Annotated in this window: 10 protein-coding genes; 5 read left to right on the plus strand and 5 right to left on the minus strand. The window is 62.2% G+C overall.

The features are described 5' to 3' along the window. Together JR065_RS18770 and JR065_RS18775 are read left to right on the plus strand one after the other, a co-directional pair. A complete protein-coding gene (locus JR065_RS18770) occupies positions 1 to 369 on the plus strand; it encodes a DUF6869 domain-containing protein (RefSeq protein WP_206235949.1) in 369 nt (122 codons plus the stop codon). Positions 370 to 495: 126 nt separating this feature from the next. Continuing rightward, positions 496 to 774: a hypothetical protein gene (locus tag JR065_RS18775; protein WP_206235950.1), complete on the plus strand. Its 279-nt coding sequence runs from the start codon at positions 496 to 498 to the stop codon at positions 772 to 774. On the opposite strand, the gene JR065_RS18780 is transcribed toward JR065_RS18775, so the two are convergent. Next, positions 771 to 1,403, minus strand: coding sequence for a hypothetical protein (locus tag JR065_RS18780; RefSeq protein WP_206235951.1), 633 nt, complete (start codon positions 1,401 to 1,403; stop codon positions 771 to 773). The genes JR065_RS18775 and JR065_RS18780 overlap by 4 nt on opposite strands. Positions 1,404 to 1,955: 552 nt before the next feature. Here JR065_RS18780 and JR065_RS18785 point away from each other — a divergent pair. From JR065_RS18785 to JR065_RS18795, 3 genes are all read left to right on the plus strand, one after another. Then, a complete protein-coding gene (locus tag JR065_RS18785) occupies positions 1,956 to 3,005 on the plus strand; it encodes a N(4)-(beta-N-acetylglucosaminyl)-L-asparaginase (RefSeq protein WP_206235952.1) in 1,050 nt (349 codons plus the stop codon). Further along, entirely contained in the window at positions 3,002 to 3,742 is a 741-nt protein-coding gene (locus JR065_RS18790) for a copper homeostasis protein CutC (protein ID WP_206235953.1), read from the plus strand. The genes JR065_RS18785 and JR065_RS18790 overlap by 4 nt, the downstream gene beginning before the upstream one ends. Positions 3,743 to 3,851: 109 nt before the next feature. Then, positions 3,852 to 4,283 (plus strand): hypothetical protein, encoded by a 432-nt coding sequence (locus JR065_RS18795; RefSeq protein ID WP_206235954.1) that lies wholly within the window; start codon positions 3,852 to 3,854, stop codon positions 4,281 to 4,283. 102 nt (positions 4,284 to 4,385) lie between these two features. Here the strand turns inward: JR065_RS18795 and JR065_RS18800 are convergent, their stop codons facing one another. From JR065_RS18800 to JR065_RS18815, 4 genes are all read right to left on the minus strand, one after another. After that, positions 4,386 to 5,432 (minus strand): sialidase family protein, encoded by a 1,047-nt coding sequence (locus tag JR065_RS18800; protein WP_206235955.1) that lies wholly within the window; start codon positions 5,430 to 5,432, stop codon positions 4,386 to 4,388. A gap of 599 nt (positions 5,433 to 6,031) precedes the next feature. Further along, positions 6,032 to 7,150, minus strand: coding sequence for a hypothetical protein (locus tag JR065_RS18805; protein ID WP_206235956.1), 1,119 nt, complete (start codon positions 7,148 to 7,150; stop codon positions 6,032 to 6,034). Between the two features lie 144 nt (positions 7,151 to 7,294). After that, on the minus strand, positions 7,295 to 8,437 hold the full coding sequence (locus tag JR065_RS18810) for a hypothetical protein (RefSeq protein WP_206235957.1): 1,143 nt from the start codon (positions 8,435 to 8,437) through the stop codon (positions 7,295 to 7,297). A 375-nt stretch (positions 8,438 to 8,812) separates the two neighbouring features. Further along, the gene (locus JR065_RS18815) at positions 8,813 to 9,955 is read right to left on the minus strand and encodes a hypothetical protein (RefSeq protein WP_206235958.1); all 1,143 of its coding nucleotides are present in this window, start codon (positions 9,953 to 9,955) and stop codon (positions 8,813 to 8,815) included. Positions 9,956 to 9,971 lie beyond the last annotated feature (16 nt).

A 9,971-nucleotide genomic window follows, 5' to 3' on the forward strand; every position in this document is an offset into this window, starting at 1 on the left:
ATGAAAACGAACCTTAATGACCTCGCCTGTTCGTGGGCAAAGATACAATCCATCGCCGAAGATACCAACGAATATGCCGAGCATGAGTGGGCGCTGCGCGAACTGGGGAATCTTATCGCGCTAGAACCGATTCAGGCTTGGCACGTAGTCGAATCAATCTACGAAGCTAACAAAGCTGATTCATGGGTTATAGAGAACCTCGGCGCTGGCCCTGTGGAAACTATGTTGCGAATGCATGGGTCGGCTGTATTGCCTCTTCTCTCCCTGTATTTTTCCGCAAATGAAGAATTTAAGGACGTTCTTAAGCATGTGTGGATCCACTCTTTACCGCCAGAAATCAGCAACCAACTGAGTAAGATTGTTAAATAAGCTCAACATCCGCGCTGTTTCTATGATGCTTGGAAAACGGGTTCCTAGCATGGTCGCTGAATTGATTAAGATGCCAGAGCCTCTAGCATTGGGCATACAAGGTGGCGCCGGCTAAGGGACGACTTTATGGAGCGAGCCGGTGGTCAACCTGAACGGCGCGATGCCTTGTCTATTGCTGCGTTCAGAGATGGCGGTGGCCTTATGAAAATTTTATATGTTGGCTTGATGGTCGCGCTTGTGGGTACTTTGGCGACTGGTGGGCTTATGAGATGGTTTGCCTTTATGAACAACCCGAAGCTCAAGCCATTTCGTTCTGTAGGAGATAAATGGGGGTTCTGGCTTTCAGTGGGTGCGGCAGTTGGTATGGTTGCTCTTACTGTGCTTTATGAGAACCTATCTCCCTAGCCGCCATTGTTCCCCAGGATCCTGTTCGCCACTTCCAGGTCGAACTGTTTGTTTCCAAAGATGGCCTTGGTGCCGAGCACCTTCTTGAACGGCGCCGAGTCCATGCCAAGGTTGTTCTTGCGCGCGACGAACAGCGCGGTCAGGAAGGGATATGCATAGTTGTCCGGCTCGGCGATGACGTCGTCGATCAGCGAAGGCGTGCCGAGGAGACCGTTTTCCGCCGCCGGCAGGTAGAACTCCAGTAGCCGCGCATATATTTTCGTTGCCGTCGCGTCTATCGCCTCGGGCGCAGGGGTCCGGATGATGCCGCTGGAGTCGTCGCCGAACTGCTTTGTCGCCTCCGACAACGAGCTCTTCGACAGGAACGACGCATTCAGCAGCCGGCTCGGGTAGGGCGGCGATTGGCCGATGCAGAAGTCCATCGCGTCGCACGCGTAGATCTCCAGGCCCGCGTAGTAGCCGTCGGCGTTGCGCAGGTGCTGGACGTATATCTCGCCGCGCTTTTGCTTCGAAACGAACAGGCCGAGCTTGTTCTTGCTTGCCTTCACGGTCGCGTGGGGCGATGCGGCCTGCTTGAGCTTCTCCAGCAGTTCCTTCTCCAGCGCTGTGCGGACTTCTACGCTCGTCATCTCTTCCTGCAGGTGGATTTGAAGGCCGCATTATGCCGCGCCAGCGATGGCCACGCTTCGATGTCGCGCGCGCGTCTGCCGACATGGCGAGGGGGCTGCATGCGATCGGTCGTGGGACGCGCAGCCCGCCCTTCGCGTCGCCAGCGTCTGCTCCATCGCCTGATGGTTCGCGGCGGCAGTTGTGGCGAAGCGCGCCAGACGGCCGCGATGCGTGGTGCGGCGTGTCGCGCGGCACCACGCATCGCGCCGGGCACGCGTCCACCGCCTCGTTCCTCGCTGCCGATACGTCGCACGGCGGCGCCGCCTGTCGTGGTCACGATGCCGGCGGCCACCGGGCTGTCGTCGCCGCCGCGCCGCCGCCATAAGCGCGCTTCCGTTCAGTGGCTGTCGGTGTCCGGTGGTCGCGGGCGACCATGACGCAACGGGGGGCGCCCGATGTCCCATTCCGCTCCGCTGGCGATTCAATCCGGCGCCGCTCTGTCGCATGATGCAAGGCTCGCCGCATGCGCTCTTCGCGCGCGGCGGCCTCCCTTCCCGCGCTGGAGCCCCCCAATGCACGAACGCCGCCATTTCCTCAAGACCGCCGCCTTCGGCGCCATCGCCACCGGCCTGGCGGCCGCGTGGCCGCGTGCGCGCGCCAGCGGCGCCGGCACGGTCGCGGCGCTGCCGCGTGGCGCCGCGCGGGTGATCTCGACGTGGGATTTCGGTGTGCCGGCGAATCTGGCCGCGTGGCAGGTGCTGTCGCAAGGCGGCGCGGCGCTGGATGCGGTGGAGGCCGGGGTGCGCGTGCCGGAGGCCGATCCGGACAATCCCACCGTCGGGCTGGGCGGCTATCCGGACCGCGATGGCCGGGTCACGCTGGACGCCTGCATCATGGACCACACCGGCAGCTGCGGCGCGGTGGCGTCGCTGGAACACGTGGTGCACGCCATCTCGGTGGCGCGGCGGGTGATGGAGAAGACGCCGCACGTGATGCTGGTGGGCGACGGCGCGCTGCAGTTCGCGCTGGCGCAAGGCTTCGAGCGCACCAACCTGCTCACGCCGGCCGCCGAAAAGGCATGGAAGGAATGGCTGAAGACGTCCAGGTACGCGCCGGAAGCGAACATCGAGAACCGCGCTTACCAGAAGGGCACGCTGCCCGGCGGCAAGGACAACCACGACACCATCGGCATGCTCGCGCTGGACACGCACGGCAACCTGTCCGGCGCCTGCACCACCAGTGGCATGGCGTGGAAGATGCACGGCCGGGTCGGCGACAGCCCGATCATCGGCGCGGGCCTGTACGTGGACAACGAGGTGGGCGGCGCCACCTCCACCGGCGTGGGCGAGGAAGTGATCCGCAACGTCGGCAGCTTCGCGGTGGTGGAGATGATGCGCCAGGGCCGCAGCCCGGCCGATGCCTGCCGCGAGGTGGTGATGCGCATCGTGCGGCGCAAGCCGCAGGCGACGCGCGACCTGCAGGTCGGCTTCCTGGCGATGAACAAGCGCGGCGAGGTCGGCGCGTTCGCGATCCAGCCCGGTTTCAGCTACGCGGTCTGCGATGCGCAGCGGCAGGATCTGCTGTTGCCCGGGCAGAGCCATTTCGCGAAGCCGGCGGCATGAGCGCGGTGGCGAAGGCGGGGCTGGAGGTGGCCGCCGATTCGGTGGGATCGGCGCTGGCGGCGCAGGCCGGCGGCGCGATGCGGGTGGAACTGTGTGGCGGCCTGGACGGCGGTGGGTTGACCCCGTCGTACGGCACCGTCGCGGTGCTGCGCGAGCGGCTGACGATTCCGCTGTACGTGCTGATCCGCCCGCGCGTGGGCGATTTCGTGTTCGACGAAGCGGAAGTGGAGGCGATGCGCCGCGACGTGGAGCAATGCGCGCGGCTGGGCTGCGATGGCGTGGTGCTGGGTGCGCTGGACCCGGCCGGCGAAGTCGACGTCGCCACGATGCGGGTGCTGATCGATGCGGCCGGGCCGCTCGGCGTCACCTTCCATCGTGCGTTCGACGTCAGCGCCGATCCGCTGCGCGCGCTGGAGGACGTGATCGCGCTGGGTTGCGAGCGGCTGTTGACGTCCGGCGCGCGCGAGACCGCCGAGGAGGGCGCCGAGCTGATCGCGGCGCTGGTGCGGCAGGCGGGCATGCGGCTGAGCGTGATGCCCGGCTCCGGCGTGTCCGAGACCAATTTGGCACGGTTGCGCGCGGTCACCGGCGCGCACGAATTCCACGGCTCGGCGCGCGGCCCGGTGGCCTCGCGCGCCTTGGCGCCGCATCCGCATGTCCGCAGCCTGGGCGGCGATCGGATGCAGACCGACGTGGAGCGGGTGCGGCGGATGGTGGCGGTGCTGGCTGGGGCGTAGCGTAGACAACCGCCGTGCGGTCCGTTAGTACCGCTATCGGGCAGTACACTGGGCCTGCCACCGGGTAGGGGCACATTGGCTAGCTGGATGCTCAAAGGAATGCGCCGCTATGAATGGATCAGTTATCAAATGGTTGAAAATACTGTCGATATCCCTGTTGTTCTCCGGCACCGTCGCAGCGCAGAGCACTCTGCAAAGCACGCTGGTCTCGGAGGCTAGCTATAAATCGGGATCCGTAGAGGCGCAGCAGGTACGGCAGTGGCTAGAGCTCAACGCGCCATTTCGGACCTCTTCCGAGATAGGCAACCCCGCGTATCTGGGTGACGTAACCGTGGTGGCGACGCGGACGGTGCCAGGCATGATGCAGCCCAGTGCGCCCGGCGACGGTCCGCCGTTGCCTCTGCCCGTCAATGGCGCCGAAGGCGACACTATCGAGATCACGTCCAGCAGCAGGGGATGGACCCAGACCTGGTCGTATGTCTGGAGAAGCGGTGGTTGGCGTCTCACCGCATACCGTTATTTCCAGACGGTGCCCCGCTGACGCATGGGCTGCAAGCCGAACGGCCTTGAGGCTTCTCGCCCCACAAAAAAACCAGCCTGATCGGCTGGTTTTTTTGTGGGGGAGCGGCATCGCCTTCTCCTGCTATTCCTCGGCGAGGTTGGAAAGCCGCTTCGGGTCCAGCACCACGTGCTTGATGCGCGTGCGTTTCCAGGTGTAGCTGATGTGCACCTTGCCGTCGCGGGTCTGGATCACCGCCGGATAGGAGAACTCGTCCTTCGGGCTGTCTTCCAGGGTCAGCACCCGCGTCCAGCGGGTGCCGTCGTCCGACAGCGCCACCGCCAGCACGCCGCGGCCTTCCCACCAGTCCTTGCCGGCCTGGGTGGGGTTGTAGACCAGCAGCGCGCGGCCGTCGGCCAGCACCACCGCGTCGGTACCGGAGTTGGGATTGGCCACGTCGAGCAGGGTCATCGGCTCCCAGCTACGGCCCTGGTCGCGCGACCAGGCGCTGAACACGTGGTTCTGCTGGCTGCGGCCGATGGCCTGCAGGTCGCCGTTGCGATGCACCAGCACGCTGGGCTGGATCGCGCCGATGCGCGTGGGGCCGTTGAGCGCCGGGCCGCGGGTCCAGTGCGCGCCGTCGTCGTCCGACCACTCCATGTGCGCGACCCAGCCGCCGTCCTCGCTGCTGCTGGGGCTGAGGATGCGCCCCGTCGCCAACTGCACCGGCTTGTTCTTGATCGGGCCGAGGATGCCGTCCGGCAGCCGGGTGGGAGCAGACCAATGTGCGCCGTTGTCGTGGGAGGTGGTCTGCATGCCCCACCAGCGCTTCGGGTCCGGGCCGACCTTGTAGAACAGGCGCAGCGGCCCGTGCGCCGGCTGGAATAGCACCGGGTTCCAAGTAGGCAGCGGTTTGCCTTCCGGCTGCGCGCCGTCGGCCACGCGCTGCGCCTTGTGCCAGCCGTGCGCATCGCGCCGCGCCACCCAGATGGCCACGTCGTCCGCACCTTCGTGGCGACCGCCGAACCACGCCGCCAGCAGGCCATCGCGGGTTTCCACCAGCGTCGAAGCGTGACATTGCGCGGTCGGCGGCTCGGCGTTGACGAACTCGCTGGAGATCACCGGCGACGGCGCCGCGATCGCGCGCACGGCGAACAGCGACAGCAGCGGAATCAGGGAAGGGCACCTCATCGTGGTGCGGTCCTGCACAGGTATGGGGGATACCTATTTATCATCAATTAAATACCATATGCTGACTCGCCGGCGGTGCCGGCCGCCCCTGACGCTGCAGGAAATCGTGATGCGCCTGCTCTCTCCGAGCCATTGGATCGCCGCCTTGGCCTGACTGCGCTGCCGCGCACACTGGGTCCGGACTTTTCCGACGTAAAGCCTTAGTGCAACGGGTCGCCTGGCGGCACCTGGAGTTCGGCGGGATCGCGCACTTCGGCGCCAATACCTGTCTGGACCGCGAGTGGGGCGGCGGCACCGCCAGCCCAAGGCGTTCAATCCCGACCAGGTCGATCATCCGGGCCAATGGGCGTGCGTCCGAGACCGCCGGCGCCAGGTATGTGGTCCCGCTCGCCAGCGCCACGACAGGTTCTCGCTGTGGCCCACCAGCGAGAGCGAGTACTCGGTGAAGAACAGCCCGTAGTTGCGGGCAAGGGCGACCTAGTGAAGATGGCCAACGAGGCGCGATGAGCGCGGAGTTGGCCGATCGCTATCAAATAAATCGGGAAGCACCGGCTTGTGAGTTAATCATTTGCCTGCATGATTGGGCGCTTAAGGCAGTGCTACGGCTTGGAGTGCTCGCCTTTAGGTACCTGCCACGCAATATCTGCCGGGCAATCGGTCAAACAGATTTCCTCTTGCACGAAGTCCGACTTCTTGGGCAACTTGCCTTTGGCGACGGTCTTCTCGTCGCGCAACAACAGGCCAGGCGCGAAGTAGACCGGCCGGATGGGGTCGTCGAAATTCGCATAGAAAAACAAGCTGTCTTCCACCGCCCACTCGTCAGCACCGTATCGGAATGGCTCTCCCGGACTGACCCGTTTGAGGATGGTGATGCGCTCCGGCTCTATCCGCACCGGGGTGAACGTTGGTTTGATCTGGGTGATGCGGCCCGAGTAGGGCGATCGTTCTAAGTGCTCGCGCTCCGACGGCTTTGGACTGTAGCCGCAGGCGTAACCTCCATCTTCCTCGCGCATGCAGCTATAGCGATAAGCGTAACCGGCAGGGGTTCCCGGAAGGCCCCGTGGCAAGTATCGGCCGGACTCGTCGATGGCAGTGAGGCGCGGCTCCAGTGGGTCGTCCGGCGGCCTATAGGGGTGCATCATGATCCGCCACCGCAAGCCGGTTTCCTTGTCGAAAAAGTATCCGTCCTCGCTGAACTGTAACAGTCGATCCTTGTATGTCTGCAGCGAGTAGGCGGCGTAGCTTCCGAGCAGATCCTGCCGATGCTCCTCCTTGCGCTGCATCAGTTCCGAGCCGACATAGCTCAGGTAGGTGTTGTAGTAGATGTAGCGCGTGGTCCAGCGCTTGATCGGTATCAGTTCGGACTCGTGGATAAATTCCGAACGCTCGTACCATCTGTAGCCATTGGAGGTATCTGAGAAAAGCTGCTCGCCTTCGCGCTTGGCCAGAAAGCGGTCGCACTGCGCCTTGTTCAACCTCAGCCCAAAGGGCCTTTCAATCAGGCGCGGCGGGGGAAGAGCTTCGATGGTCGGATTCAACTCGCGGCCCGGATTCGTATACTCATGGTGGGAGCTTCCACGCGTGGTGACTACGCAGTTTAGTGCGATTGCATTGGGAGCCTCGTCCATGAGGCGGAGTACGGCGTTGCTGGCGGCCGCTGCATGCATCTGTGTGAAAATCGCTACTCCGACCAGATAGTAGCCGAAGGATATTTTCATGATCATGTCCTATGCATCATCGCGCTTGATTCCGACGTTGTAGTTCTTCGGCAACTTCGGGAAGAGGCCTGCCCGGTTGGCCCAGCGTATCGGCCGTTCCTCGATAGCCGGCAAGATCGCGCGGCTGCAAGGCTGCGCGCACCCTCAAGGATGCTGCGACTTGCGCTCCGCGCCAGGTACCTGCCAAGCGATGTCCGCAGGGCAATCGGTCAAGCAGATTTCCTCCTGCACGAAGTCCGATTTCTTTGGAAGCTTGCCTTTGGCAACGATCTTCTCGTCGCGCAACAACAGGCCAGGGGCGAAGTAGACGGGTCGGATGGGGTCGTCGAAATTCGCATAGAAGAATAGCGTGGTTGTCCAAGCGCCCTCCTCCTTGCCATACTTGAATGGCTCTCCGGGGCTGACCCGTTTGAGGATGGTGATGCGCTCCGGCTCTATCCGTATCGGGGTGAATGTGGGCTTGATCTGGGTGATGCGACCGTAGTAGGGCGATCGTTCCATGCGCTCACGCTCGGAAGGTCTGGGGCTGTAGCCGCAGGCGTAGCCCCCATCTTCCTCGCGCGAGCAGCTATAGCGATAAGCATAGCCGGCTGGTGCGGAAGGAACGCCGCGCGGCAGGTACTGTCCGGATTCGTCGATGGCAGTGAGTTCCGGCTCTAATGGGTCATCAGGCGGGGCATACGGATGCATCATGATCCGCCATCTCAAGCCGGTTTCCCTGTCGAAAAAGTATCCGTCTTGGCTGAACTGCAACAGGCGTTCCTTGTACGTTTGCAGCGAGTAGGCGGCGTAGCTTCCGAGCAGATCCTGCCGATGTTCTTCCTTGCGCTGCATCAATTCCGAGCCGACATGGCTCAGGTAGGTGTTGTAGTAGATGTAGCGCGTGGTCCAGCGCTTGATCGGTATCAGTTCGGACTCATGGATGAATTCCGAACGTTCGTACCATGTATCGCTGGTGGAGATATCCGAGAAAAGCTGCTCGCCTTCGCGTTTGGCCAGAAAGCGGTCGCACTGCGCCTTGTTCAATAGAAGTCCAAAAGGCCTTTCAATCAGACGCGGCGGAGAAAGGTCTTCGATGGTCGGATTCAACTTGCGGCCCGGATTCGTATACTCATGATGGGAGTTTTCGCGCGTGGTTACTAAGCAGCTTAGTGCGATTGCGTCGGGCGCCCCATCCTGGAGACGGGGTACGGCGTTGCCGGCGGATGCAGCATGCATCTGCGTGAAAATCGCTACTCCGACCAGATAGTGGGCGAAGGAGATTAATCTTTTTGTATATATCTTCATGATCATTCCCTATGCATCATCGCACTTGATTCCGGCGTTGTAGTTCTTCGGGAACTGCGGGAAGAGGCCTGCCAGGTTGAGCCGGCGGGTCGGCCGCTCCTCGATAGCCGGCAAGGTCGCGCGGCTGCAAGGCTACGCGGCTGTTGCAGCGCGCAGATGGTTGTTGCGTGAGCCGTCCAATGTTTGGCGTTAGTAGTCGCTGAAATAGAGGTGTCGGCGCGGCCTCGCGTAGCTGCGATAGTGAAGCAACCACTGGCCCGATCTTCGAGCGCTGTCGCATCCGCTCATGCATGTTCCTCTGCCGAGCGGCGCTGAGCGTTCAATCGTGGAACACTGGCCTGCAGGCTCATCATTTGCTTCCAGGGATCGTATCCCTCAAGGACGCTGCGGCTTCGGCTCCGCGCCGGGCACCTGCCAAGCGATGTCTTCCGGGCAATCGGTCAGGCAGATTTCTTCCTGCACGAAGTCCGATTTCTTTGGAAGCTTGCCTTTGGCAACGATCTTCTCGTCGCGCAACAACAGGCCAGGGGCGAAGTAGACGGGCCGGATGGGGTCGTCAAAATTCGCATAGAAAAACAAGCTGTCTTCCACGTCCCACTCGTCAGCGCCGTATCTGAATGGCTCTCCCGGACTGACCCGCTTGAGGATGGTGATGCGCTCCGGCTCTATCCGCATCGGGATGAACGCGGGTTTGATCTGGGTGATGCGTCCGTAATAGGGGGATTGCTCGACGCGCTCGCGCTCGGAGGGTTTGGGGCTGTAACCGCAGGCGTAGCCCCCATCGTCCTCGCGCGTGCAGCTATAGCGATAGGCATATCCGGCGGGAGTTCCGGGAAGGCCCCTCGGCAAGTACCGACCGGACTCATCAATGGCAGTGAGACGCGGCTCCAATGGGTCGTCCGGCGGCCTATAGGGATGCATCATGATCCGCCAGCGCAAGCCGGTTTCCTTGTCGAAAAAGTACCCGTCCTGGCTGAATTGTAACAGTCGATCCTTGTATGTCTGCAGCGAGTAGGCGGCGTAGCTTCCGAGCAGATCCTGCCGATGTTCTTCCTTGCGCTGCATCAATTCCGAGCCGACATAGCTCAGGTAGGTGTTGTAGTAGATGTAGCGCGTGGTCCAGCGCTTGATCGGTATCAGTTCGGACTCATGGATGAATTCCGAACGTTCGTACCATGTATCGCTGGTGGAGATATCCGAGAAAAGCTGCTCGCCTTCGCGTTTGGCCAGAAAGCGGTCGCACTGCGCCTTGTTCAATAGAAGTCCAAAAGGCCTTTCAATCAGACGCGGCGGAGAAAGGTCTTCGATGGTCGGATTCAACTTGCGGCCCGGATTCGTATACTCATGATGGGAGTTTCCGCGCGTGGTGACTAAGCAGCTTAGTGCGATTGCGTCGGGAGCTCCATCCTGGAGGCGGGGTATAGCGTCGCTGGCGGCGGCCGTATGCATCTGTGTGAAAATCGCTACTCCGACCAAATAATAGACAGAGAAAATTAATCTTCTTGTATATATCTTCATGATCATGTCCTATGCA

This window comes from Xanthomonas sp., from assembly GCF_017163755.1.
Taxonomy (GTDB): Bacteria; Pseudomonadota; Gammaproteobacteria; order Xanthomonadales; family Xanthomonadaceae; genus Xanthomonas_A.

What these genes read in the sequence shown, in the direction of transcription:
- JR065_RS18770 (WP_206235949.1), top strand. Translation starts at nt 1, where the DNA reads ATGAAAACGAACCTTAATGACCTCGCCTGTTCGTGGGCAAAGATACAA.
- JR065_RS18775 (WP_206235950.1), top strand. Translation starts at nt 496, where the DNA reads ATGGAGCGAGCCGGTGGTCAACCTGAACGGCGCGATGCCTTGTCTATT.
- JR065_RS18780 (WP_206235951.1), bottom strand. Translation starts at nt 1,403, where the DNA reads ATGACGAGCGTAGAAGTCCGCACAGCGCTGGAGAAGGAACTGCTGGAG.
- JR065_RS18785 (WP_206235952.1), top strand. Translation starts at nt 1,956, where the DNA reads ATGCACGAACGCCGCCATTTCCTCAAGACCGCCGCCTTCGGCGCCATC.
- JR065_RS18790 (WP_206235953.1), top strand. Translation starts at nt 3,002, where the DNA reads ATGAGCGCGGTGGCGAAGGCGGGGCTGGAGGTGGCCGCCGATTCGGTG.
- JR065_RS18795 (WP_206235954.1), top strand. Translation starts at nt 3,852, where the DNA reads ATGAATGGATCAGTTATCAAATGGTTGAAAATACTGTCGATATCCCTG.
- JR065_RS18800 (WP_206235955.1), bottom strand. Translation starts at nt 5,432, where the DNA reads ATGAGGTGCCCTTCCCTGATTCCGCTGCTGTCGCTGTTCGCCGTGCGC.
- JR065_RS18805 (WP_206235956.1), bottom strand. Translation starts at nt 7,150, where the DNA reads ATGAAAATATCCTTCGGCTACTATCTGGTCGGAGTAGCGATTTTCACA.
- JR065_RS18810 (WP_206235957.1), bottom strand. Translation starts at nt 8,437, where the DNA reads ATGAAGATATATACAAAAAGATTAATCTCCTTCGCCCACTATCTGGTC.
- JR065_RS18815 (WP_206235958.1), bottom strand. Translation starts at nt 9,955, where the DNA reads ATGAAGATATATACAAGAAGATTAATTTTCTCTGTCTATTATTTGGTC.